This is a genomic window from Rhodobacteraceae bacterium Araon29, assembly GCA_039640505.1.
GTDB lineage: Bacteria > Pseudomonadota > Alphaproteobacteria > Rhodobacterales > Rhodobacteraceae > CABZJG01.
In genome coordinates this window covers 3,247,945-3,272,867 of record CP046865.1, presented here as the reverse complement: position 1 = coordinate 3,272,867, position 24,923 = coordinate 3,247,945, and the positions used below count along the sequence as shown (strand labels likewise).

General features: G+C 42.6%; 27 protein-coding genes. 5 read left to right on the top strand and 22 right to left on the bottom strand.

The genetic code is table 11. The features are described 5' to 3' along the window. Position 1: 1 nt before the first annotated feature. The 13 genes from fliP to GN278_15810 form a co-directional block, all read right to left on the bottom strand. Entirely contained in the window at positions 2-799 is a 798-nt protein-coding gene (gene fliP / locus GN278_15870; GenBank protein XAT62705.1) for a flagellar type III secretion system pore protein FliP, read from the bottom strand. After that, positions 786-1,076, bottom strand: coding sequence for a hypothetical protein (locus tag GN278_15865; protein XAT62113.1), 291 nt, complete (start codon positions 1,074-1,076; stop codon positions 786-788). The genes fliP and GN278_15865 overlap by 14 nt, the downstream gene beginning before the upstream one ends. Before the next feature lie 43 nt (positions 1,077-1,119). Beyond that, complete coding sequence (gene fliN / locus GN278_15860; GenBank protein ID XAT62112.1) at positions 1,120-1,470, bottom strand: flagellar motor switch protein FliN; 351 nt, start codon at positions 1,468-1,470, stop codon at positions 1,120-1,122. Positions 1,471-1,480: 10 nt separating this feature from the next. Then, on the bottom strand, positions 1,481-2,470 hold the full coding sequence (gene fliM, locus GN278_15855; protein XAT62111.1) for a flagellar motor switch protein FliM: 990 nt from the start codon (positions 2,468-2,470) through the stop codon (positions 1,481-1,483). 9 nt (positions 2,471-2,479) lie between these two features. After that, positions 2,480-3,082, bottom strand: a complete 603-nt coding sequence (locus tag GN278_15850; GenBank protein XAT62110.1) for a flagellar biosynthesis protein FliL — start codon at positions 3,080-3,082, stop codon at positions 2,480-2,482. A gap of 14 nt (positions 3,083-3,096) precedes the next feature. Further along, on the bottom strand, positions 3,097-5,268 hold the full coding sequence (locus tag GN278_15845; protein ID XAT62109.1) for a hypothetical protein: 2,172 nt from the start codon (positions 5,266-5,268) through the stop codon (positions 3,097-3,099). 118 nt (positions 5,269-5,386) lie between these two features. Beyond that, positions 5,387-5,806, bottom strand: coding sequence for a hypothetical protein (locus tag GN278_15840; GenBank protein XAT62108.1), 420 nt, complete (start codon positions 5,804-5,806; stop codon positions 5,387-5,389). After that, the gene (locus tag GN278_15835; protein ID XAT62107.1) at positions 5,807-7,141 is read right to left on the bottom strand and encodes a FliI/YscN family ATPase; all 1,335 of its coding nucleotides are present in this window, start codon (positions 7,139-7,141) and stop codon (positions 5,807-5,809) included. A gap of 12 nt (positions 7,142-7,153) precedes the next feature. Next, positions 7,154-7,990 (bottom strand): hypothetical protein, encoded by an 837-nt coding sequence (locus GN278_15830; GenBank protein XAT62106.1) that lies wholly within the window; start codon positions 7,988-7,990, stop codon positions 7,154-7,156. Positions 7,991-7,992: 2 nt separating this feature from the next. Continuing rightward, positions 7,993-9,006 carry a flagellar motor switch protein FliG gene (fliG, locus tag GN278_15825; GenBank protein XAT62704.1) on the bottom strand — a complete coding sequence of 338 codons (1,014 nt, stop codon included), beginning with the start codon at positions 9,004-9,006 and terminating at the stop codon, positions 7,993-7,995. A gap of 30 nt (positions 9,007-9,036) precedes the next feature. Then, the gene (gene fliF, locus GN278_15820) at positions 9,037-10,878 is read right to left on the bottom strand and encodes a flagellar M-ring protein FliF (GenBank protein XAT62105.1); all 1,842 of its coding nucleotides are present in this window, start codon (positions 10,876-10,878) and stop codon (positions 9,037-9,039) included. A gap of 19 nt (positions 10,879-10,897) precedes the next feature. Continuing rightward, complete coding sequence (fliE, locus tag GN278_15815) at positions 10,898-11,239, bottom strand: flagellar hook-basal body complex protein FliE (GenBank protein ID XAT62104.1); 342 nt, start codon at positions 11,237-11,239, stop codon at positions 10,898-10,900. A gap of 14 nt (positions 11,240-11,253) precedes the next feature. Then, positions 11,254-12,408: an AAA domain-containing protein gene (locus tag GN278_15810; protein ID XAT62103.1), complete on the bottom strand. Its 1,155-nt coding sequence runs from the start codon at positions 12,406-12,408 to the stop codon at positions 11,254-11,256. A 156-nt stretch (positions 12,409-12,564) separates the two neighbouring features. Between GN278_15810 and GN278_15805 the strand changes: the two genes are divergently transcribed. After that, positions 12,565-13,659 carry an AAA domain-containing protein gene (locus GN278_15805; GenBank protein ID XAT62102.1) on the top strand — a complete coding sequence of 365 codons (1,095 nt, stop codon included), beginning with the start codon at positions 12,565-12,567 and terminating at the stop codon, positions 13,657-13,659. A 44-nt stretch (positions 13,660-13,703) separates the two neighbouring features. Here GN278_15805 and GN278_15800 read toward each other — a convergent pair whose 3' ends face one another. Further along, positions 13,704-14,234: a hypothetical protein gene (locus GN278_15800; protein XAT62101.1), complete on the bottom strand. Its 531-nt coding sequence runs from the start codon at positions 14,232-14,234 to the stop codon at positions 13,704-13,706. Positions 14,235-14,492: 258 nt separating this feature from the next. Between GN278_15800 and GN278_15795 the strand changes: the two genes are divergently transcribed. Together GN278_15795 and GN278_15790 are read left to right on the top strand one after the other, a co-directional pair. Then, positions 14,493-14,765 carry a hypothetical protein gene (locus GN278_15795; protein XAT62100.1) on the top strand — a complete coding sequence of 91 codons (273 nt, stop codon included), beginning with the start codon at positions 14,493-14,495 and terminating at the stop codon, positions 14,763-14,765. Between the two features lie 113 nt (positions 14,766-14,878). Then, positions 14,879-16,222, top strand: coding sequence for a hypothetical protein (locus GN278_15790; GenBank protein XAT62099.1), 1,344 nt, complete (start codon positions 14,879-14,881; stop codon positions 16,220-16,222). 581 nt (positions 16,223-16,803) lie between these two features. On the opposite strand, the gene GN278_15785 is transcribed toward GN278_15790, so the two are convergent. Next, a complete protein-coding gene (locus GN278_15785) occupies positions 16,804-17,949 on the bottom strand; it encodes a flagellin (protein XAT62098.1) in 1,146 nt (381 codons plus the stop codon). Positions 17,950-18,218: 269 nt separating this feature from the next. Between GN278_15785 and GN278_15780 the strand changes: the two genes are divergently transcribed. Continuing rightward, the gene (locus tag GN278_15780; protein ID XAT62097.1) at positions 18,219-18,854 is read left to right on the top strand and encodes a hypothetical protein; all 636 of its coding nucleotides are present in this window, start codon (positions 18,219-18,221) and stop codon (positions 18,852-18,854) included. 8 nt (positions 18,855-18,862) lie between these two features. Here the strand turns inward: GN278_15780 and GN278_15775 are convergent, their stop codons facing one another. From GN278_15775 to GN278_15745, 7 genes are all read right to left on the bottom strand, one after another. Then, complete coding sequence (locus tag GN278_15775; GenBank protein XAT62096.1) at positions 18,863-19,240, bottom strand: hypothetical protein; 378 nt, start codon at positions 19,238-19,240, stop codon at positions 18,863-18,865. Then, positions 19,233-19,520, bottom strand: a complete 288-nt coding sequence (locus tag GN278_15770; protein XAT62095.1) for a hypothetical protein — start codon at positions 19,518-19,520, stop codon at positions 19,233-19,235. The genes GN278_15775 and GN278_15770 overlap by 8 nt, the downstream gene beginning before the upstream one ends. An 11-nt stretch (positions 19,521-19,531) precedes the next feature. Further along, complete coding sequence (locus tag GN278_15765; GenBank protein XAT62094.1) at positions 19,532-19,879, bottom strand: flagellar biosynthesis protein FlgM; 348 nt, start codon at positions 19,877-19,879, stop codon at positions 19,532-19,534. A gap of 67 nt (positions 19,880-19,946) precedes the next feature. Then, positions 19,947-20,675 (bottom strand): flagellar basal body P-ring formation protein FlgA, encoded by a 729-nt coding sequence (flgA, locus tag GN278_15760; protein ID XAT62093.1) that lies wholly within the window; start codon positions 20,673-20,675, stop codon positions 19,947-19,949. Beyond that, positions 20,656-20,991, bottom strand: a complete 336-nt coding sequence (locus tag GN278_15755) for a hypothetical protein (protein ID XAT62092.1) — start codon at positions 20,989-20,991, stop codon at positions 20,656-20,658. The genes flgA and GN278_15755 overlap by 20 nt, the downstream gene beginning before the upstream one ends. Next, positions 20,988-22,109, bottom strand: coding sequence for a hypothetical protein (locus tag GN278_15750; GenBank protein XAT62091.1), 1,122 nt, complete (start codon positions 22,107-22,109; stop codon positions 20,988-20,990). Before GN278_15750 ends, GN278_15755 begins: the two co-directional genes overlap by 4 nt. 2 nt (positions 22,110-22,111) lie before the next feature. After that, complete coding sequence (locus GN278_15745) at positions 22,112-22,591, bottom strand: hypothetical protein (GenBank protein XAT62703.1); 480 nt, start codon at positions 22,589-22,591, stop codon at positions 22,112-22,114. Positions 22,592-22,884: 293 nt separating this feature from the next. Between GN278_15745 and flhA the strand changes: the two genes are divergently transcribed. Then, the gene (gene flhA, locus GN278_15740) at positions 22,885-24,915 is read left to right on the top strand and encodes a flagellar type III secretion system protein FlhA (protein XAT62702.1); all 2,031 of its coding nucleotides are present in this window, start codon (positions 22,885-22,887) and stop codon (positions 24,913-24,915) included. The last annotated feature ends 8 nt before the right edge of the window (positions 24,916-24,923 follow it).

The following is a 24,923-nucleotide window of genomic DNA, read 5'->3' as shown; positions in this document are numbered from 1 at the left end:
CTCAGTTTAGATACGTTGAAGAAATTGAACCAATTGTCATTGCCCAGCCATCGACAAGCACGAAAAGCAATAATTTAAATGGTAGTGAGATCAGCATTGGGCTCAGCATCATCATGCCCAAAGACATAAGGATTGAGGCAATGACCATATCGATAACCAAAAAGGGCAAAAATAATAAAAACCCGATTTGGAATGCGGTTTTAAGCTCTGATGTGATAAAGGCAGGCATCAAAACTCTAAATGGCACGTCTTGATTGGAAGCATAGGGTTGGTCACCTGCAAGTTCCGCAAACATAGCCAATTCTGCTTCGCGCGTATTGAGAACCAGAAATTCTTTGAGAATCTCAGCCGCTGAGTTGATTGCAGTTAATATTCCAACTTGTCCGTCCAGATAGGGCGATACTGATACAATATAGATATTATCCAAGGTTGGGTACATTATGAAAATTGTCAAAAACAGGGCAATAGAAACCAAAACTTGGTTAGGAGGTGTTTGCTGAGTACCCATAGCCTGTCTTAAGATAGATAAAACAATGATGATCCTGGTAAATGCTGTAGCGCCAAGAAGCAGGCTGGGTAGCAGTGTTATTGCTGACATTAAGGCAAGCAATTGCAAAGACAGCGAATATTGTTGGGTTCCGTCCTGATCTTCGGCGACAGATAATGCTGGCAGGCCAACTACTGGGGCTTGTTGAGCTGAAACAAAGTTAGCGTTTAAAAATGTAAGTATCGCTGCCAAGAAGAGACAAATTCCAACTTTATACCATTTTTCTTGGTCAAACACTTTAGAGGATAGCATCATTTTCATCCTCTTCAGTTACTTTATTTGTAATGTCTAAAGCAGTTGCACCATGTTTACCTTGAAGGATTAAAATCGTTTTTTGGTTGACTTCAAAAAGTGACACAATATTTGAATGCGCCAAACGGCGGCTCTCAATATGAGTAACTCTCGATTGATTGCCGGTTTGTATCTTTTCTGAAAACCTATTCTTTACAAATAACCAAAGCAGCAAAAATACTGCCGTGAACGCGACGACTATTATTATTTTTTGATTTATGTCATCAAAAGCGTTCATTGGCTTGCCTCCTAATTAGAGGAAGGCAAAAATCATGCCATGATTAAACTGACTCTGCTCTTTCTTCTGGATCTACTATGTCTGTCAGTCGGATTCCATATCTTTCCCCAACCATTACGACTTCACCCTTCGCAATTATCGCACCATTCACAAATAGGTCCAATGGCTCTCCGGCTAGTCGGTCTAATTCGATCACTGACCCCTCATTTAACCTTAAAAGGTCGCGTATAGTCATTTCCGTCCGGCCAACTTCTATTGAAAGTGTAACTTCAATATTTTCAAGAATTTTCATTTTTTCGCCGCTAATCTGGCTGGTGCCGCCCTTTGCGTTGCTGGGTTTGGCCGCTTCATGAAGATCATTGACTTCGTCGGGATTTATCTCTGTTTCGCTCATAGCTTTTCCCTTAGGTTTTCTCTGTTTCACGATTTGGTTGGAGCAAGCTGATTGCGATTGTCCCACCTAAATCACCAAGTTCTGCTTCGAAAAATTCACGGTTTTCAACAACCAGATCAAGCGGTCCAGTTATTTGAATTGGTACTATGTCATTGTTCTTGTACTGTAATACATCTGACATTTTGCTATCGACAGTGGTCAAACGCGCCGTGCATGTCAGCGGTATATTAAACACTGCCTGTTGAAGGCGATCTGTCCAGGATAGACTATCAACGCTGTCTGTCTGCATCCTTGACCGCAATTGTGCAGCAATTGGTTTTAGGGTTTGTAAAGGGTAGATGACATCAAATGAAGCGGGTTCTGATCCGGGTAACTGGATCTCAAAGGCACAACAAATCACTTGTTCTGTATCTTCTACAAAGGATGCAAACTGTAAATTCTCTTCACGGCTAATGTCGGAAAATTCAAGCTTTATCAGATCGCTCCAAGCTATATCCAATGCCTCAATCAAACCATCCGTTATAATTTCAATAATTCGATCTTCCGTAGAAGTGAATTCTGTTCGTCTTGCTGATTTTGAGATTGCTAGATTACCGCCGTAATAGGCATTTGTAAGTTTTGAAATTAAGTCAGGCGAAATCACCATCATTAGATTTCCACGCAATATTTCTATACGTGCCAGCGTTAAGCTCATGAAAGCTTCCGATGAAAAGCTATATTCCTCGAAAGTTTTAACAGTTGGGTTCATAGCGGTTATGCGTGGTTGAACTCTTAGCATGGGCTGAAAAACCGTTCTGGCAAATCGTGCAAAACGCTCGTTGATTACACGAAGCGCATAATAGTCACCCAAAAGAGACAAATCGTCCGAGCCAAACTTGAAGTCTCGGACTTTTTTGTCAGAAGATAAACCGTCTACGTTGCCGTCAAGCGTTTCAGCCCCATCAAGTCCAGCGATCAGAGCATCGACTTCGGTTTTCGACAACTTGGATGTTGTTGACATAGACTTATCTCACTGCATTACGTAGGAAGTGAGTAGAACCTCTTCGACACCACCAAAACCTTCGAGTTCTTCTAGTTTAACGTTCATCACATCCCTTATATCGTCCGCTAGTAATTTACGCGCTTCCCGACCAGTAACTTGCTCCTCTGTATAGTCGCTAAGTGCAGCAAGGATTACAGCCTTTAAAGAGGGTAGGTGAGACTCGACATTGTCCAGAATTTTCTGGTCATATTTGGTTGAGACGCCCACTGATATCTGCAAAAAACGTCTTGAACCTTTGAGGTTGGTCGTCAAACTACCAGGTATTTCGTAGTAAAGAGTTTGAAAGACTTCAGCTTTTGGAGTTTCTTTTGAGATCTTTTCGGGATCAGTCTCTTCGATACACTTTCCTTCCTCATCTTTCTCACAGTCCTCATCTTCTGAACCGGAACCATCTTCACCATTTTGCTTGGTGACGATTTCATTGGCTATGTCTTGAGGTGTGTCATTCGATCCGCCAAAAATAAGGTAACCAACGCCTAAGCCGACAGCGACCAAAACGAAACCGGCTACAACAAAAATCAAAATGGTAATTAAACCAGATTTTTTCTTTGGTTCTTCTTCATCTGCCATAGCTTTGTCCTCAACTATATCGTTATGTTGACGATTGTATCATCGTCGTTTGATTTTCCAACTGTCTCATCACTATCTGCCTTTTCAACATTTTGCTCTGGCTCTCTAGTTTGAGATTTTCGATTTTCATCAGAATTTTCATTGTTTCCGTTCGAGCTTGAATTTTGACTAGAGTTATAGGCATTTTCGAACGAATTTGAAGAACTGCATGTCACAGAAGCAACCCGTTGACCAGATGCTTCAATATTGGAGACAAGTTTAGCTTCTGCATCACCAATAAGAGCGGCTGTAGCCTGGCGCTCTGCGCTTATCCGTATATCTAAACCTTTCGCCCCATTCGCAAACGTAACGTTTAACTTCCCCAAAGACTCTGGGGATAATGTTATCGTTAATTTCTGCTGGCCCCGCGACAGTGCGGATAACATGCTTTTTGATAAGTTTGAAACCCAACCACGTGAGTTTAAATCAAGCTGACTATCTACCCATTTCTCTAGCATTTCGAGTGAAGGGGAATTTGATATGTTCGATGTTGAGTTACTTACTTGCACTGACAGCGGACGCGGCGCGTAGGTTTCGACCAAAGCCTCTCCAAATTTATCTTTGCTTAGGGTATTTTTTGACGCTTGTGGTCTATTTAGAGCGTCTATTGCCTTTGCAAATGAGGTGGCCACCTTGTCGACTGCAAAGTTTGTTCCACTACGACTTTTAAGAGAGTTCTTCTGATTGCTCACTTCTGAGGAACGCAGGCGAAAAGCGTTGTCGGAAAAGGCTTGATACTTGTTTTGATCAGGAGTGGCGTTTAGGCTGGGTTGGCGATCTTCGGGACTTGGACCTTTATTTGCAATTACCGAGCCCTTAATATCCGGTCCATTTTTGATATCTATCTCAATTTTAGATTTATTTTCATTCCCAATAGATATTCTCTTAGTGGCTTGTTCTGTGGTCTTTCCCAGACGTTCACCTTTTTGTATGGCGGGCTCATTTCCTGGCTTTGCTGTTTTCAGGGTTTTGCTTTCCTGATTAGGAAAGGAAGCTTGTTGTTTACCTTGAAGGTCATTTCGATCAACCAGAGGGTATTTAGTCTCAGTCTTAGTAATCGTTTGAGGCGGAACTATCTTCTCTTTAGGATTGCCTTCATGCGCTGTGCTTTTTTGTATCAAATCTTCTTTAACTTGCTTCGCTCGTAATGTTTCAGAAATATGAGCGTTTTGTCCAAGTTCATCAGGATCGCCTTCATGCGCTGTGCTTTTCTGTATCAAACCTTCTTTAACTTGCTTCGCTCTTAATGCTTCAGAAATATGAGCGTTTTGTCCAAGTTCCTCCTCAGGAGCTAAGGCATTGACTATTTCCGATGGGTTGCCTTTTAAGCCATGACCGTGTTCTGAAGAGATGGGTGTCTGAAATTTTATAGGCTTAGCGGATAAATTAGGACTCGCTTCTAGGTCCAGGCCAGAATGTGACAATGTTGGTGTTTGAAATTTTGTAGGGCTGGTAGTTAAATCAGAGCCAGATTCTAAGTCCGCACCAAGTTCTGAAGGGGCCAGCGCTCCAAGATTTGCAGCACCCTTAAGTTCAGCTCGAAGTTCTATTGGAACGTTGATTATTGAAGAAATCAGCTGCGATTTTTCATTTGGATAAGCTGCATCAGGTGTTCTCGAATGTTCGGGCATATTAAGAGGATTTACTTCAATTGTATTCTTTAGATCAAATTCTCCTTTCCTTGAAGTAGAGCCTAAATGGACTTCATTATCATCAGTTTTTTCAATTTGCTTCCTAAAATCTGCCAGAAGAGACAAAAAGGCATAAAACTCTTTGTTATTGGCAACGGTGGAATTTTCATGAGTTGCCAATAGATATTTATTTTCTCCAGCATGCGCCTCCAATTCAGAAATTAAGTTCTCTAAGCCTCCAAAATCCTTTGAGCCTTCGAGAAGTAAATCGCTCTGTTCCAGTACATCAGCGCTATTTAATTTTGCGATGAGGTTGGTAATTTTTGCAGTCTTTTGAGAATCTTCTGCATCAGGGGAAGCAGCCTCCTGCCACGTTTTACTTTTTAAGCCAATGGGCCCCTTTAAGAGGCTTGAAAAATTGTTACCAAGCCCCGAATCTGCATGCGAATGAGTTCCGCTCAATGAAGCAGAAACTGATTTATTCAGTTCAATCAAAGGTATGTTTGCCAGACTCATTTTGATGTTGCCTTCAACAGCTCACAAATAATGACTGCAAGTTATATGCCATCTTTTGAGGGGATTTAGATAATTAGGGTGTATTGGCACCCTTATTATTCAGATCAAATAATTGCTTTCATGGTTGCTTTGGTTTTTGAAAGCTTCCTTTTTTTTCCAACTCTCTGTCAGTGTCTCTTTGCAAAAGTGTATTTGCTTCAGAAATCAAACGTTCGATTTTTTTTCGTTTCAGTTCATCTTGCCTAGTGATTGAGTATAAGTTTTCAATTTCTTTTTGAATAAATTCGACCCGAGCCTTCAGAATTTTCATTTGATCTGCAAGTTTAGATGAATACCAGCGGTCCGCGCGCAATTGAGAAGGCGTATCGTATAAACATTCAACAGAATTTTCTTGCAATTCTCTAACTCGTTCAACCATGTCTTCCAACTCAGTGAGTTGGTCCTTTTGGCTAATTAGCTCGTTTCTCAGCTTAATAGATGAAGCCATGTTCTTACGAGAAATTTTTTCAAGAACTGACTTTTTTCGCCCTGGGTGCACTTAAACCTCCTTTAGAAGGCTTCTCATAGCTGAAACAGCGGCTTCAAATGAAACAATTTCAGTTGGTTTTTGTTTGAGAAATTCTACAATTTCAGGCCATTTTTTATAGGCAATATCAAGATCTTTATCTTGGCCAGGTGCATAGCCTCCCATTAAAATCAAATCTTTATTTTCATTATAGACGCTGATCAACTTTTTAAGCTTATTTGCCAGCTCGATCTGTTCTGCACTTGCAACATTTACCATAACACGACTGATGGATTGCGATATATCTATTGCGGGATACACACCTAAATTGGCGTATTCTCTATTCAACACCACATGCCCATCTAGAATAGCTCTAGCCGTGTCAACAACTGGATCATTTGTATCATCACCATCCGCTAAAACAGTGTAAATGCCAGTTATCGATCCTTTGCATTTCTCGGTTCCCATACCGGCGCGTTCTATGAGACCAGAAATAAGCGCATTTACTGAAGCTGGATATCCTTTTGACGTTGGTATTTCCCCCAAAGCGAGGCCTATTTCCCGACGCGCGTGTGCTACTCGTGTTAAGGAATCCATAATTAGCAGTACATTTTTCCCTTGATCACGAAAATATTCGGCTATTGCCGTTGCGCGATTTGCGCCTCTTATCCGCAAAAGTGGGGATCGGTCGGCCGGTACTGCAACAGCGCAGAGCTTTTCACGCGTTTTCTTATCAAAGACCGTGTCGATAAATTCTAACACTTCTCGTGATCGCTCACCAATTAGTCCAACCACAATGACATCTGCCTCACTATGTTTGGTTATCATACTGAGCAATACAGATTTGCCAACTCCAGACCCTGCAATAATTCCAACGCGTTGACCTTTTGCAATCGACAATAGCCCGTTAATGGATTTGACTCCTACATCCAAAGCCGAAGAAATATGGCGCCGCTCTAAAGGATTAATTAGTGTTCCATGCAAAGGCCATTCATGCGGCGCATGCGGTTGGTGGCGTCCATCTAAAGGCGATCCCATGGCATCAAAAACACGTCCCAATAGGTTGTCACCCACCTCTATGGACTGGCCTTCTTCAATCAAGGTAACCCGGTCACCTGCGCGTATCCCCGCAGCCAAGTCGAAAACCACGAGTTGGTTTAAGCCATCCCTAAAGCTGATGACTTCCGCAAATGTCTCTGTATTTGCCCCAGTTTCAATTTTGCAGATTGAGCCAACACGCGCTGGAAAACCATCACAATGGGCAGTTAAGCCATCAAATTTCAGAACTTTTCCCGACATTGTCGAGCGTTTTGAAGGATCCAGTTTTCGATCCAAATCACGCAAAATTTCACTGGTAAAGTCAGACATTCCTCACCTATTTTAATGATCAGAAAATGGGGTGTCACGGATTTCAACACCACCGACTTTCACAATGACGTCGCCTCGGTTGAGAGTTTCATCCCCTTTGATATCTACTCCGTGAAAAAGCTCTTCAAATTCGCCAAAGGACTGCAGCGTCTTTAAATCCTCAGGGTTAAAAGATACTCTTCTCTCGTTTGAGAGAGACTTAATTTGATCAAGGTGTTTTTCTACATGTCTTAAAAAACTCTCGGCATTGCTTTCAATTGCCAAGCCGCAGCGCTCACTTGCAAGAGCATAGACTGTATCCAGAACTTTAGAGGAAATGTCATCAAAATCGAAACAGGACTCATTTTGAAGCCGTTCAGAAATTGATTTGAGTACATTAAGATGCTCTAAGCGCTGCTCCTCTAATTCACTTAACGCGGCTGCGCGGCCAGCAGCAAAGCCTTCTTCATAAGCTTCTGTATTTTGGTCGGGTTCGTCAGTTTCGGGTCGATCTTCGTCTTTTTCTGCGGCTTCTTCTAGTAAATTTGATATTTCCTCTGCATCGTCTTCAAGCTTGCTTTCTTGGTTTTGGGACGCTTCAATTTCAACGAGTTCAGCGTCGCTTTCGGGAGTATTACTAACGTCTTCTTGATCAGAACCAGAGGCCGAAAATCTCTCACCACTTAAATCTTCTAGGCTAATTTTTTCCCTAACAAAGTGGGTTATCGACTTGCGAACAAATGCTTCGTTATCTGGAGTTGTCTTTTTTTCGGATACAAAGCCTGCCGATATGGCAGACTTTATTGCATCCGCCACACGGGTGTGTTTTTCGGCATCTAAGGTTGAAAATTCACTGTGCGCCTGGCTCATAACTATACCATTTCATCGCCGCCACGACCTGCCAGAACGATTGTTCCTTCGTCAGACATTTTGCGTGCAACTGCAATGATGCGTTTTTGCGCATTTTGAACTTCAGTGAGGCGAATTGGTCCCAATGCTTCCATTTCATCTTGTATATTGGCAGCAGCGCGGGTCGACATGCATCCAAACAGCTTTTCGCGCAATACTTCGTCCGCACCCTTAAGCGAGAGAATGAGGTCTTCTGTTTCGACGCTCCGCAAGAGGGTTTGCAGCGAACGATCATCTGACATACCAAGGTTTTCAAAGGTGAACATATTGTCCTGAATTGCCTGCATCAAGTCTTTATCAACTTTCTTCACATCATTTAGGATACGTTTTTCCATAGCCTCTTTTGTAAAGTTCATTATTTTCGCGGCGGCCTTAACACCACCGACTTGTGAAGATCGTAAACTCGTGTTGGCTTTGAATTTACGCTGCATAACCTTTTCAAGTTCTTTTAGCGCTTCTGGATCAACCATTTCCAATGTCGCAATCCGCGTAATTACTTCGGACTGTAAATTAATATCCAAAAGGCCAAGCACGTCAGATGCCAAACCATAATCAAGATATGAAACTATCAATGCAACGATTTGAGGATGTTCATCTTGCACCAACTCGGCAATTGAACGTGCATCCATCCAATCCAGAATTTCAATGGGTCTTTCACTACTTGCAGGCGTGATACGACTGAGAACTGATTGTGCTTTGTCATCTCCTAGGGCTTTATTGAGTACATTTCTAATATAATTTCCAGCACCCATGCCAATGCTTGTTTGTTTTTTTATGATTTCCAAAAACTCGTCTAATACGGAGTTTACGGTTTCTTGATCGGCAGTTTGCACCGAATACATCGCAGTCCCGAGGTGCTGAACCTCACGAGGGGAAAGGTTTTTTAAAACCTCTGCTGCTTCTTCCTCACCAAGCAACATCATTAGAATGGCAGACTTCTGAGTGCCTGTCAGTTCAATCGGTTCTGCGTCTTCCATTGCTGCTTCTGCCATCTGTACTTACCTTTACTATATCACATCAAGGTCGTCTTGCATCATTGCTTTGAAGACGTTTGAAACCCTGCCTGCTTCATCTGTTACCATCATCCGTATCAAAGCCACTTTATCATCGTATGAGTTTGCAGTATCCAACATCTCAGCTGAAATAGTTGCTTTTTTGGGTTTGAGCTTAGCTTTGAGATCCTCTAGGGATTGGCCTTCTTCGAGTTCCATGTTTTCCAAGTCTTCTAAACTTGCTTCTGCGAAAGAAGCTTTAAGAGAGTCTTGCGAAGGTGTCAGCAGACGCGATAGCAGCGGGCGAATAACGGCCAGCGACACAACCGTAATAATCAAAAGCATCAAAGACCTGTTCGCTAAGTCTTTAAGCCATGTTTCTTGATACCATTTGGTTTCAATACCATCGATTATTTTTGTAACAAAAGGTCGGGTGGTGATGATCACTTTATCACCGCGCTCTGGTGTAAGCCCAAGTGCGCTAGCAACTAAATCTTGAATTTCGGACTTCTCAGCTGGGCTGATTTTAATTGTCTGAACTTCTCCATTAGCGTCAACAGTCGTCTGTTCGCGCAGCAATACAGCAACGGTTATTTTTTGAATTGTCGCTGAAGGCATTTTTTTGGTTGATATCTGTCTACTCACCTCAAAATTCTGAACTTCACTGCTTGAGCGAAGTTTGGTTTCGCTAATTTCTTGAGACTGTAGTGGGGATGAACCTGACTTGCCCGGTGCATATGTGCCAACTGTTTTGTCTATGTTGGCTTCTTCCGATGCGGCGGGATCAGTAATAGTAGTTTGATTGCCGTTGACGTCAGTTTTTTCTGCGACTTGATCAACCGTTTTGAAAGTAGTTGCGCTGGGCGGTTGGTTACTAATAGCTCCTGGAATGCCCCCAGATTTGCCCATTACTTCTTCGTCACGGCTTGTTTGTTGGCTTAACAAAACAGTATCATTTGGGAGAACGCGGTCTTCAGTAACTTCTAATGTAGTGAAATCAATTTCAATATTGACCTGAGATGAAATATTCCCTGGTCCGACAATTGGTGTCAGAAGCCGTTCTACTCTGGAACGATAAATGTTTTCGATACGCATGCGGTATTGAAATTGAAGCTCCGATGCGGTTGAAGCCGGATCCTCTATGGAATTTGATAATAAACGGCCGGACTGGTCAACTATAGAAACTTTGTTTTTCCCCAAATTTGGGACAGAGGAAGACACAAGGTTTACTATAGCCTCAACTTGTTGTGAGTTTAACGAACGACCCACTCCCAATTCAACAAACACTGAGGCGCTTGGCTCCTGTGCATTTCTTGCAAAAGCAGATCTTTCCGGAATTGCTAAATGTACTCTGGCATTTGAAACTGTCTCGATTTCCCCAATAGAGCGGGCTAGTTCATACTCTAATGATTGCTTGATTTTAAGGTTTTCTACAGATCGACTTGTACCCATTGGCATATTATCCAAAGAGCCATATCCATCTGCCGCTTGCATTGGAATTCCTTGGGCTGCCAGATTGAGCTTAGCGGTGTGATAATCATCGACCGGAACTGTCAATTCCCCAGTTGCAGGGTCGATTTGAACGTCCATTCCACTATTTTTCAAAGCATCAAAAACACGCGACTTTTCACTTTCGCTCAAGGACGCAAACAAGGTTGTGCGATCAGGTGTTTGTAAAGTTGTAAATATAACTATTCCAATTATTGCAACGATCGCTGCAGCTACACTTGGCAGAGCCCTTTGAATACTTGGCTGCCTATAAAAATCATTGGCTTGCCGAAATGACGAACCAACTGTGGAAATCAAACCGGTTTGTTGTGGGACAACGTTTACAGCATTTGTGGATGTATCAGACATATTTTCAGTTTTCCCCTGATTAAACAGGCATATTCATTATTTCTTTATAGGCACTAAGTGCCTTGTTTCTGACATTCAACGTAAGCTGAAAGCCAAGCGAGGAAATTTGTTGATCTATCATTACCTTTGATAAATCTTGTTCCCTGCCAAGTTCATAGTCACGAACAGATTGTGCTGCTTGGCTCTGTGCATCCGATACAGAATTTAACGACTGTTCCAAACGATCTGCAAAGGCAAAGGATTCTGACTTTGCATTACTTCCATTATCTAACTTCTGTTTTATCGCATCACTTTTGCTTACAGCTGCATCATGTGATGACTGAATGGCTTGCAAACTACTTACGCCTGAAATTCCTGACATCTTCAATTCCCCCCTTAAACTTGTGAAACCAAGTTATTTTCTGGTTGATCTTCCAATGCTGGAGCATCGATCATTATATCTTGCAGGCTAATCAAGCGGTTATTTCTTAAGACATTTGCTCGCTGAATTACGTTTTCCAACTCACGAACATTGCCTGGCCAAGAGTAATCACGTAGCCTTTCGAGCGCTTCGCCAGAAATAGTTGGGAAATCTTCAACATCAGTTTGATGTCTTACCAAAAGCTCTGCTGCTATTGGAATGATATCGTTTACTCTCTCGCTCAAAGAATGGGTGGCTAGTGGGAAAACATTCAGACGAAAATATAAGTCTTCTCTAAAGTTTCCGCGCCTAATTTCTTGAGGAATATTACGGTTTGAAGTTGCCAGTGTTCTTACATCTACAGGAATAGACTTTGAATCCCCTAAAGGCACAACTGACTTTTCTTGTAAAACACGCAGTAGTTTTGCCTGAAGCGGCATCGACATTTCCGAGATTTCATCCAGAAGAAGTGTTCCCCCATCGGCAGCTTTGAAAATTCCATCACTTGCTGTGGATGCGCCCGTAAATGCGCCTTTCTTATGCCCAAAAAGAAGAGCTTCAAGCATATTCTCGGGTATTGCAGCGCAGTTGATTGCCACAAAGGGGTTTTCACAACGTGGGGAATTATTGTGGATATATTGGGCGAGTACTTCTTTGCCGCTGCCGGTAGGCCCGTTGATAAATACATTCACATTAGATTTTGAAACTTTTCGTGCCAGAGTTAGTAATTCAATTGAAGTTTTATCAGCGGCAATTGTGCTTTCACCTTGGGTTATGAAGCTGACGATTAGGTTCAATAAAAATGATTTTTCTAGGCTGTCATTCACAGATGGGATAGCAATGCGCAGCATGGCCCCATTCATCGAGCGTTCAACTTTTAATTCGTCTGCGCCTTCTTCAATTATAACAATAGACTTGGCACTTCTTTTTTTTGCAATTTCCACTACGCTTTTTAGACCGCCAACCTTTTTTTCAAAAGCCGCGCTCAATATAGCTTTCACTTTTTCAGCGGGCCTATCTATACTTTCCTTGGGATCGGCATGCTCGACGGTACTACACTGGTAGTTCTGAAGTATATTCAGTATTTCTTTGCCAGCTGAGAATTCTGTGGCCTGTAGCGAGTAAAGCATTTTTATCTCCTTCAAGCTATAACAGGCAAATTGCATGCCAAAATTCTTGGGAAATTTATGCAGTAAGATATTTTGTGATTATTAATTCTGGATAATTGTTTAAAATGATGCAAAAACGAGGATATAGCAAAGCAATTTCAAAAGTATGGAAGTTTTATGGCAGGTTCAAAATTTCTGGAAAGCTTGATAGCGGGCTCTTCCGAAAAAATGAAAGAAGTTCGAAGACATATAGAACTTGCTGCTCCCTACCCTGTGAATGTTCTAGCCGTCGGGCCGACAGGGTCAGGCAAAGAATTAATTGCAAAAGGAATACATAAACTATCTGGCAGAAGTGGAAAATTCGTGGCTGTCAACTCAGCTGCTATTCCTGCTGAACTTTTAGAGGCTGAATTATTTGGGTATGAGAAAGGGTCTTTTACCGGCGCAGATAAGGGCCGCAAAGGCAAAGTAGAGGAAGCGGCTGGTGGAACCCTATTCCTAGATGAAATAGGGGACATGCCGTTTTCATTGCAGGCCAAGCTACTCCGAGTGTTAGAAACCAAAACTGTTCAAAAAATTGGTTCTGAAAAATTGCTGCCTGTTGATTTTAGATTGGTATGTGCAACTCATGCCGATATAGGCTCTTTAGCAAGACGAGGTAAGTTTAGAGCAGATCTACTTTACAGAATTGCTGTCTATACGATTGAAAACCCGCCTTTGTCTGAAAGAACCGAAGACATAGAAGAGCTGATTAAAATTCTATCGATTAAACTTAAAAAAACCGAAAAGAAAATAATACCAGCCAAGTTTGACAAAGAGGCAATCGGATTTTTATGTTCATATGATTGGCCAGGTAATATTCGGGAGTTGGCAAATTTTTTACAGAAATGCTCTGTACTTTACAGCGGAAAATTGTTGACCTTGCAACAAGTCCGTCCGTTGATGCCTAATTTCACCAACGCTCTCTCTAATTCGGATGAGCAAGCAACTCTTTGGGACGCTGCTAAGTCGACAAATGACAGACAGCTTTCACTTGGCACTTTTCCGCCATTTGAAGATAAGCAAAATATTTTTTCAGAATATTCAAATATATTTGAGAATAATCAGCCTATAAGTTTAAAGAAATTTTTGGAAAATATCGAAGGTACTCTAATTCAAGCAGCTTTGCGCGAAACTGAAGGCAGTATTGATCAAGCTGCAGCTAGACTTGGGGTAGACGTCCCTATTCTTCTAGATAAAATGAAGGCTCATTCACTTTTTGAGCCGAATTAAAGCCAGTAAACCAGTCAATTTAAGTTTCTATCTGAAGGTGCATGTCAATTTCTTTTGCGCTTTAAGTGCCTTCGTTTCTTTTTATTTGGCTTTTTATGGGATGGCAGATTCTTCTTTTGAAATAATTCAAAATACTTGAAGTATTCAGAAGATATAGGTGCGTTTGGAAAAGGAAATGATGCAATGACAACATTGGGTTGCAGAACAAGCCTCTCTTCCGAGGGCTGAGAGAGTGGAAGATGTAAAGATTGTATTTTTGAGATGAGGGGTAGATATTTTTTTATTTTATCTGCCATGTAAATAGACTTTAATGAGTGGTCTTTTTGTATAATTGTAAATCTATAACCCAAAAGAACTTGATTGATTTTAGCGCTGCTTATTGCTTCCATTGGGGCTTGATTGAGAGACGAAAGCACCTCTGGCAGAATTGTTGCCAGTAAGTGGCTGATTGATTGGTTTGTAACGGAAACTGTAGTTCCTATTGATTGGGGCGACACTGAGCTTAGCCGCGAAAATTGAAGGTCCAAATGCGGTTTTAGAAGTTGCCAGCTTTGACTGGCAATCCTATCAGCCATATCACTACTTTGGGGCGGTTTTATCATCAATCCAAGTTTCTAACTTTATATGCTGACTGGAGGCAATTATGTCGGTTTAATTAGATTGGTTCAAGGTTTCATCTTTTTATAGAAGATCTTGGAATACGCAAAAATATATAGTGATTTATAAATAATTAAGAATAAATTTTGTTTGCTCATTAACTTTCCGAATGTTACTAATAAGCCTATCGAGCAAGTAAAAATAACAAATGAAAAGTAGCCTAAGGAGCGCTCTGAATGCGATTTTCTTGCCCGTGTTGTGGAACTGATTATTCTGTACCAATCGTCAATATGCCACGAGGCTACTACAAAGTGGTGTGTTCTCATTGCAGCTATAAATGGCGCAAAGCAATTGGTGTAAAGACAAATTTTCCAAAACAAAGATTTGACCAAAAAAAAGGCAGAAACCAAGGTTTGCCGTCTGGTGCTGTTAAGCCAGTTTATAGACAAGAAGTTTTAGCAATACTGCGAGACGAGGCTGCAGTCGAAACGCGTTTGCGTCGTTCTTAAGCTCCTTTGAAATCGAAAGTATTTCAGTTCCAAAATTCTCATAGTTTAATGTCTGCCAAAAGCTAAACTTCAGGCTCTTGTTACCGTATTCAATGGTAACCTAGGAGCCTGAAATGTCACAATATTATGGTAACCAAACCTCTGATCTTTCCGCGTCGATGACCTCGTCATCTATAGCAAGTGATGTGCAGGAAACGTCTTCGGTCGTACCAACCGGTCCTTACAAAACGCATTCTTCGCTCAATAACTCTGGCCCGATAGTTCCAAGCCAAGTCGATCAAACCTTTGTTAACATACTCTCTACATTATTTGGCAAGGGTAGCTATGAAGCAGTATTGGCAATTGCACAGGAATTATTGTTAAAGCATCCAAGATCAATATTCCTAAACAATATCATCGCTGAAACCAGCGCCCTTATTGATAAAGTTCATACCGCCATACATCATTATAAAGTGGTGCTTGATGAAAATCCTAAATTGCCCAATGCCCATAACAATATTGCAGTTGCCTATAAAAACATTGGGTTTTTAGACCGTGCCGAAGATCATTTAAAAATGGCGATCCATTTGAAACCGGATTTTGCACAGGCGTATAATAACTTTGGCAATGTTGCGACCGATCAGGCAGATATGGTGACAGCTCAAAAACACTTTTTAAAGTCCATTGAATTAGATCCGAACAAAGCAAGTGCATATTGGAACCTTCATTCGACCACGAAGGATCTCGATGTAGCCAAAGCCATTGTTGAATTGTGCCTTGAAAAGGATGCCAACTATGAGCCAGCGGTATATACTCTGGCCGCCATCAATGCGTATAAAGGCGATCGTCAATTTTTTGATTGGCTGATGAGCACAGATGTAGCTTCTGACTCTGTTCTTCGCTCGATCGACTGGATTTTATCGCTTCCAAAGCTTCCCGATTTGCATTTTAATCGGTGGTCACTTTTTGATGCGGCAATCAAAATGTCTGACAAAACAAGGCCATTTTATGAGTACGGCGTATGGATGGGCGAGTCATTTAATTACCTGATCAAAGCTTACAAAAAAGGCTACGGGTTTGATACATTCACCGGCCTTCCCGAGGATTGGAATACGGTACCTCAGGGGACTTATTCCAGCTTTGGGAACATCCCCAAAATAGTGGGGGGACAGTTTATTGTTGGGGAATTTAGTGAATCGCTGCCAAGGTTTTTCGCAAAAAAACGGCCCATGGCTAGCTTGATTAACTTTGATGCAGATTTGTATTCATCAACGCTGTGTGCGTTAAATCATTCTCTACCTGTCATTGATGCAAAAACGATTTTGGTGTTTGATGAGTTGATCGTCAACCAAGAATGGGAAAATGACGAATATAAAGCGTTAATTGAGTTTTGTGCGGCGCATAACTTTAAATTTGATGTCCATATGGTGTCGCTCTTTACCAAACAAGTCGGTATCACTCTTAGGTCACACACTTAGTCGGCACGCCCCTCAAACCTCCTGTTGTTGTTTCTTGCGTAGCTAAATTGTGCTGTTGTGGTGTGTGGTATTATGCCGCCATGAGTGATAATCTTATCACGTGGCTCTATTATAGCACCTATTTGGTCGCTGAAACAGAATACCTAAGAACCAAAACCAATGGGATTGCTAGACGCACTCTGCCCCAGAGATTTAACAATGCGGTCTTGCCTCATGGGAGAGGCGAGCTGCCTTTAAATTTGGCTCGCAATATTGGCCAAAGTTTGATGCCTGCCTAAACGCTTTTGCATCAAACATAATTGGCTTTATTGAATGTAATTCTGTTCTGCCGTGTACGCAGCCTGTTCGGATGTAGGTTGTTAGTCAAATTCAAGGGGGCCTTTAGATCGATTTGTGTACCCCGTCATCTTAGGATTAAATGTATCTAGAAAATCTATATGCTGCCTAAGCTGAATTTAAACGTTCCAAAGGCCAGGGCATTGGGGTTAGGTGACTGAATAACCATTTTTTAAATATGCAAAAGGCCCAAGGGAAACCTTGGGCCTTTTTTGGTCTGAGCAGTGTATGTATCCGTTTTCGGATTAACCTTGAAGCAGGCTCAACACGTTCTGCTTGGCTGCATTTGCCTGCGCGAGCATCGCTGTTGAAGCTTGCTGAAGGATTTGCGATTTTGCCAAGTTCGTTGTCTCGGCGGCGAAATCTGCATCTTCAATCCGGCCGCGACCCGCTTGCAAGTTTGAGCTTACATTTGTCAAGTTGCTCACTGTGCTATCAAGACGGTTTGAATAAGCACCCAGAGTCGCACGCTGGGCGTTCAATGTCTGAATTGCCGCATCAACCTTTGTGACCGCTGTCTGTGCTTCACTAGTGTTGGAAACGGTGATCGCACCCTTATTGATAGTGATCGTTCCGGTCCCATCAGTTGACGCCACAGCTGTAAATTTAGCAAAGGCTGCAGCCTTGTTCAGACCTTCGGCAACAGTTGCAGCTGCTGTATTCAAGGCAAGTTGGCCAGTGCTGATATCGGCAGCCAATGCAGTAGTCGCAGTCACTGTAGTACCGTCGCCCATGGCTAGTCCAAGTGTCCCGCCAGCAGTTGTGTCGGCGGAAATCGTGATAACATTGCCAGAGATGGTGTAACCTGTGCCTGCAGCACCGAGATCTTTTGACCCATCAGTAACACCACCCTGTGTTGCGGCACCGCTCAAGTTCAGTGTACTTGATGAAATTGAGTTTACTGTCACATTAATAAAATCGGCGGCAGCTGTGCCTGACCCGACCTGTAGGTTGATGCCATTGGTATCAGACCCATCCAAGAGCTTTTGGCCGGCCCAAGTGGTTGTGCTTGAAATACGATCAATTTCATTAACCAGTTGGTTCAGTTCGCTTTGGATATTGGTCCGGTCATTTGCGTCATTTGTATCGTTTGCAGACTGAACAGCAAGCTCACGCATCCGCTGCAAAATATTTTCAACTTCTTGGTGTGCGCCTTCGGCTGTATCAAGCATTGCCTGACCGTCTAAGGCATTGCGGATCGCTTGGTTTGTTCCTTTGATTTCAGAAGTCAGACGTGAAGCAATTGCCACGCCCGCAGCATCATCAGAAGCGCCGTTAATTCTTTTTCCGGTTGAAAGCCGCTCCATTGAGACTTCCATCTCTTTATTGACGCTGCTGGCAGCCGCCTGGGCCATCAACGCGCCGGTATTTGTAGCAACAGTAAGTGCCATTTTTGTTTCTCCTTGTTGTGCCGACTAAATCGGCGTTCGACGCCCAGCGCCATGATGTCGCCGGACTTCTCAGATTTTAGGTCAAGAATCCAGCTCACATTGTTAAACGGCACGCAGGTAGAATTGTTTAGGGAATTAGGGTCGGAAAGTGTTGGAAAATATGAATTAATACTTGATGATTTTACGATGTTTGCCTTTTTGGTCATATCCGATAAAGTCACAATGAAGAAATTGTTGCTGGCTGATCAGTAAAAAAAAGAGGGCTCAGAATGAAGGTATGCTTTGACCACTTGAGGTTTCTAATTTTAAGCCTGATTTTATTTTCAACGGCCCCGTTTTTGGCAATGGCGGATGGGCACGGTACACCGTTTAATGACGCGGTTCAGGCGGTGCGTGATGAAAATTACGGCGCAGCGTATGAAGGATTTTTGTCCCTGGCGGAAGCAACAGATCATGATGCCCAGTATAATTTGGCAATACTTTTGCGAAAGGGCCTTGGCCATCCTGCAAATTATGCGCAAAGCTTGAAATGGGCTTGGTTGGCAGACGTGGGCGGGAATGCGAAAGCATCAAAGCTATGTGAAGAATTGGTTGAAGTAATCCCTGATGACACAAAAGAAACTATTAGGTTGCAGGTCAAAAAAGTGCTGGATAGCCGCTTCGAGGAAGGCGACAGCAAGGTAATTTTACAGCTTGCTGAATATCATCTGAGCATTGTGATTGAGCCCGATTATAAATCCGCTTATGCGCTACGGGCTTTGGCCGCTGCGATTGGCGTGAAGAAAGCGCTGGAATTGCGCAATGAGATCGAAGCTGAATTAGAGCCGGCTGATTTAATTGAGGCCCAGCAGATGGCAGCAACGCTCTTTGCTGGAAAAAACTGGCTGATTGAAGTCGTCGAATAATTTGGCTTTTATGGTTTATGCTGTTTAATTAATATTTCAAGGTAACGACTATCAATACCAAGATCCGATTGTATTTGAGAAAGTGGAGTGCTCGCTTTGATCATTGCTATGGCTTTTTCGATCAGCAAAGAGTCCGGGAGGCCATGATTTGTTGAGTTTGAAGCAGACGTCTGTTGCAATTGTTTAGTCGCGTTCTGACCCAAACCATTGCCGGTCATGTGACGTAAACCATTACTGCCAAAGCCCAGCCCCTTTATTTCCCGTCTTAGATCTGCAAACCTTGAAGCTAAAATAAATATCACCAACAGGTTGAGGATTAATAATACAGTAATGAGTCCTAAGAGCAGGGCAGGGTTGCCTTCGATCCACTTTAAAGCGTTATCCATTGTTTAAAAGCCTGTTTAAATCGGAGATACTGCGCAAATCAGAAGCGGTGTTTGCATAGGTTTCTTCGGCTGTAAGTTGGCTATAAATTTCTGCAATTAACGTTTTTTCATTGCTACTAAGCACAAATCCCTCGGCTGATATATCAGCGAGGGCAGTCTCAAGTTCTGAGACAATTTCATTACAGCGTTTTAAGTAGTCCGAACTATCTTTTCGTATGTCTCGTAGTTTCGCTAAGTCTAAAAGGATATTGTCAAATATCTCTTTATGCGAACCTGTCAAAACGCCCGCCGCTAAACAATTTCGTTCAGTGACGCCATCAGCGCATCAGAGATTTTATCGTAATCCACTGGGTATTCATTGTTTGCGATTTCTGCTTTCAACCGTGAAACAGCTTCAAGATCAATTGGGGGAGGCATATCCTTCATTGCATCCACCACTGACCCCATCGCAGAGTTCACATCTACTGACACGCTGCCAGCGTCGGATGCGGTAACTGGGGAGGCAGGCGCAGTTGTGCCAACTTCGCCTGAGCCAGAAGTGGCCCCTGTTCCACCAGTTGAAACCTTCGGCGCACTTGACGTCTCTGGGACCACAACAGCTGCTGTTGTTCCAACTAGGTTTTGTACTGTATCAACCATAATTAAACTCCTGGGCAGTCATTGCCCAATCATTGCTTTGCTTCTCTTCGTAACATATAACGGTCCCTCAGTTCAATTGTTTAGAAATTATTTGTGCTTGATGGCGATTTTTTATTAATGCTTTTAATTTTGTCCCACTGGATAGATTGGAAACACTTATAATTTCCCCAATTTGGCCATTAGATAATGCTATCCCTTTGCCAGTCACCTCAATTCCTGAGCGATAAAGGATAATATCAATTATTGCGTTTTTTTCAACTGCATAATCAAGAGTGAGGTGGCGTGCTAAAATTGGAGCACCTTTCGGTACCGATTGTGCTAATTTTCTTCCAATCAATTGATCCTTTGTTGAAAACGCTCCTGGAATCCACGTTGCAAAATTTGCCACTTGCGCAACGTCTGCCGCCGAAAGAACGGTGCCCTTCTGAACTGGTCTGTCAAATACAACATAAATAAATGTTTCTTTTTGCTCTTGGTCCCCTTCAGGCGCTGGAGTTCCTGTCGATATAACCTTTGATCTGAACACTAAATTCCATGCATATGGCTTGGTGCAAGAGATTTGAATAGTTTCCCACGTGTCGAATTTGGGTCTAATTATTAAGTCTGTTTTGCAAGGGTAAAATATTTTATGATCTGAAATAATTGGAGAAACCTGAACTCCAGACTTTTGAGCCTGAGCAATTATTTCTTCTTTCAGCATGCTTCCAGTAAATCTATCCTCTGCAAAGGTAGCCTCTGCTATAAAACAGAGCCCAAAAATCGTGATGAATATTCGATTAAAAAAAGTAAATATCATCACCACGATCCAGTACCATACCACCCATGGCCGGCATTTTTAGAACTTTACCAGCAAGCAGCATATTTGGGTTCATTCGTAAAAAAGCGTGTGGATTATCAGAGATAATTTGCTGAAATAATGCAGCTCTGCCTGTGACGTTTGGGTAAAATTGCGCAACAATTTTAGCCAAAGTATCGCCGCGCCTCACTTTGTAGTTTCCAGAACTTGCATAGCCGCTATCTGAATTGTTCTGTAACACGACAAAAGGCTCAGTTGCATATGCAGGACCAAATCCGAGAACCAGAAAAATTAGCGCAGATGTGATTTTTATCATCTGATTGTTCCCTCGATTATGCGGACAGTTTGATTTGCCAATCTAGACTTGTTTTGGAGGTTGTTAATTGGAACCATGGCGGAAGAGGTAGGGAAAACTTTGGTCACTTCTAATAAGCTCCAGCTTTCGCTTCCATTAGTGACATAGGCCAAGCCACCCGTTTTCAGGCCTGCATCGCTGCCAAACGGAAAAATAAGTTGACCCCCTTGTGCTTGTAAGCGCCCCTGTAGTGGCTTGCATGCCATTTGTACCAAATTTTGATTTAACAGCTCAATGGGTTCAATAAGCGGTTCAGTATTCAGGTTTATATCTTTTGGCATCAGTACATTGATTGTTTTGAAGGGGGATTTCTCGGGCAACTTTGCAGTCAAGCGGCGTTCATATTCTCTATAAACGGAATGATCCGAACCCAATAGAACATTCAATTTAACGTCAGCATTTAGGATCTTACCAGAGCGGTGCACACGAACATCCGAAACGATAATGAAGTCTGCGTTATTGGACGCAGGCTGGTTCGATTGCAACGAGGAGTAAGAAAAAAGGCGGTTCTTGGAGGCAGATTTTTTGTAGTCTTCCTGGGATAAATTTGAATAGTCATGTACAACGCCAGAATAGAATTGCGCTAAGGTTTCTTGGAGTTGATTGCTAATACTTCCTGCTAATTCATGGTATCTAACATCAACATTCGAGGAAACATAACTCTGTGGCTTTAGAAGTAAAATGGACGGAAACCTTGGATTTTGGCACTGAGATCTACTTTTTTGGACAAAAAAGGCCTCTACGGAAACTTGATAGTGTGTTTCGGTTTTGCCCTCTTTGAGCACAGTAAAATCAACAAGTTGGGCATTTGTATTTAAACTCACAACGTCGCGAACAAGAATGCCATTTGTTGAAATGGTGGTGCCGCTAATTTCTGTACCTGCGCTGATGGCTGCTAAATAGAGGGCGTCTTCTAATGCAATCCGGCGAACTTTTTGCATTGAATGACCGGAAAGCGCCGCCTGCCCAGACGCCTTCACCGTACTTATCTCTGCAGCAAGGGCGCCGGTATGAGCCCCAGTTAGCAGATAAATGCAAAGTGCAGCAAAAGCGGCCTTGGGCAAAACTCTTAGCAGCATAATCAGCCTCTGGCGGCTTTCATGATCGTCGCGATTAAGGCTTGATCAAGTTCCAAAACCACTTCGTAGGTATCACTTCCCACCGGGTTAATACGAACAGTCCTTGCCCCCAAGATGGTGCCTTCAACTGTTGCACGCAGAGAATCATTTTGAACAATTGCGTCAATAATTGTTGTTCGAGAGTTGATTTTCAAACCGTGGACCTGTTCGGTTAGATTACGCATTGCTTCCAAACGTGCGGCTCTTATAGCCATCAGTCGCCGTTGGTTTGATGATTTCGCTGGTTGAGATGAAATGCTCGCGTAACCCATTCCGGTAATAGTCGGAACGACCTTTAATTTGGGTTTTGTGACCGCAGCAGTAGCAGCGGCAGCATTATTGATCGCAGCCAGATCATCGGACTCAGCTTGAGAACTTGAGGATGTTGGAAGCTCTATTCGGGGTAGTGAAATGCTGCCTTCGCAACCTGCCACGAACACCATACATAATGTTCCAACTGCAATCGGCTTGAATTTATTTTTTGCAGACCAGTTAAATTTATGTTTCGACACGGGCTTTACTCCATAGCTTGTTCAAATTCATACATGCATAATTCATGCCAACGTCAAATCACCCTAAACCACGAGCGAGAATGGCACAGTTCTTGCCTTTGTATATTTATGAATAGGCTTTTAGGTTGAAATAAGTGGCAAATTTAGAAACATTCGGAATTTCCTGGTCACGCAGATATCTCAGCGATGCTGTTCTGCCCCTGGGTATTTTATTCATAGTGGCAATGATGGTTCTTCCATTGCCAACGGTTGTGTTAGATATTTTCTTTAGTTTCAATATTTTATTGTCCTTGCTGATCCTAATGGTGGCAATACACACTTTTAGGCCTCTTGATTTTTCTAGTTTTCCAACCTTGCTGTTGGTGGCAACGGTTTTGCGCTTGGCGTTGAATGTAGCTTCAACACGCATTGTTTTAGCAAATGGGCACACAGGAACTGATGCCGCTGGCCAAGTGATCCAAGCTTTTGGTGAATTTGTTATCGCGGGTAATTTTGCGGTTGGGATATTTGTCTTTGCCATTCTTGTTATTATTAATTTGGTGGTTATTACTCGTGGTGCGGGCCGTGTTTCTGAGGTGTCGGCTCGATTTACACTTGATGCGATGCCGGGCAAACAAATGGCGATTGACGCAGATTTGAATGCTGGAATTCTGACACCAGAAGAAGCAACATTTAGACGTAGTGAAGTTGCAAGAGAAGCAGATTTCCATGGCGCCATGGACGGTGCTTCGAAATTTGTGAAAGGTGATGCGGTTGCGGGTATATTAATTCTTGCGATTAATATAATTGGCGGAGTTTCAATTGGGTTATTACAACATGACTTGAGCCTCGGTGATGCTGCGCAGTTTTACGTAGTTCTGTCTATTGGTGACGGCCTTGTAGCGCAAATTCCCTCATTATTGTTATCAATCGCAACTGCGATCATTGTAACGCGGGTTTCTGCCAGCCAAGCGATGGCTGAGCATATTGGAGGGGAAATTGCGATAGCGCGCGCTTGGTATCCAGTGGCAGCTGTGATCGGGATAATCGGTCTTGTGCCCGGTATGCCAACCAACTTGTTTTTAGCTTTTGCTGCAACGGCAGCCACAATTGCGTTTTTGATTAACCGGCGCAACCGCGATGTGTCCTCTGACGGGCAAGATATCGACGATATGGATCAGGATAACGAGGAAAATGACGGTATTGTTAGTGCAGATCAAATTGCCGACAATGCTCGGATATCTGTTATCCTAAGCTACCCTCTTATTTCTTTGGTTGAGGACGAAGTTAGTGGATTATTGGTCACCAAAGTTTCCGGTATTCGCAAAGAGCTCTCGAAATCACTAGGGTTTGTCATTCCCAGTGTTCGCATCAAAGATGACCTCAATCTTCAGCCAAACTTTTACCAGATTAAAATTGGTCAACGGATTGTTGCCGAAGATAAAGTCTATCCGGGTAGACTTTTGACGATCCCTACTGGCGATGCAGCTGTTGCATTGGATGGTGAAAAGGTTATCGAGCCAACCTTTGGTCTAGAGGCTTATTGGATCAATGAACAACAAAGAACACTTGCAGAGGCCAGAGGGTATGTAGTGGTCGAGCCCGAATCCGTTATAACCACCCAGCTTTCAAGAATGATAGAACAACACGCTTTTGAGCTGATTGGTCAGGATGAGTTAAAGCAAGTCATTGATAAATTGTCTGAGGAAAGCCCATCGCTTGTTGAATCGGTCGTTCCTAAACTAATTCCAATGCATAATTTGACAGCAGTGATGAAAAAGCTGTTGGAGGAACAAATTCCAATCAATGACATGCGGAAGATACTTGAGGTATTGGCGGAATTAGCTGGTCGTAATATGAGTGTGCCAGATACAGCAGAGGCTTTGCGCCCGCATTTGGTGCCTTTATTGTTGCAAAGAATTGTACCTCACAAAGATCCGGTACCTGTGATTACGTTAGATCCCGAATTTGAAAACCTCTTAATCAATGCGGATCGGCAAAACCAACAAGAAGATTTGATTATTGATGGCAATCTTTCCCAAAACATGATCCGCCAATTGTCAGATGTTGTGGATCAGCAGATGGTCGAAAGTAAGACACCTTTTTTAATTGTCGCTCCGTTAATTCGTAAAAAACTATCAAAAATGATTAGAGCGCACTTAACCGACTTAAACGTGCTCTCATTCACAGAACTGCCTGAGAACAAGAAGGTCGATGTTATAGCGACTGTTTCTGGGGCAGATCAAGCTGGAGCTAGTCCGGAACAAGGTGAATAGGTTGCTTC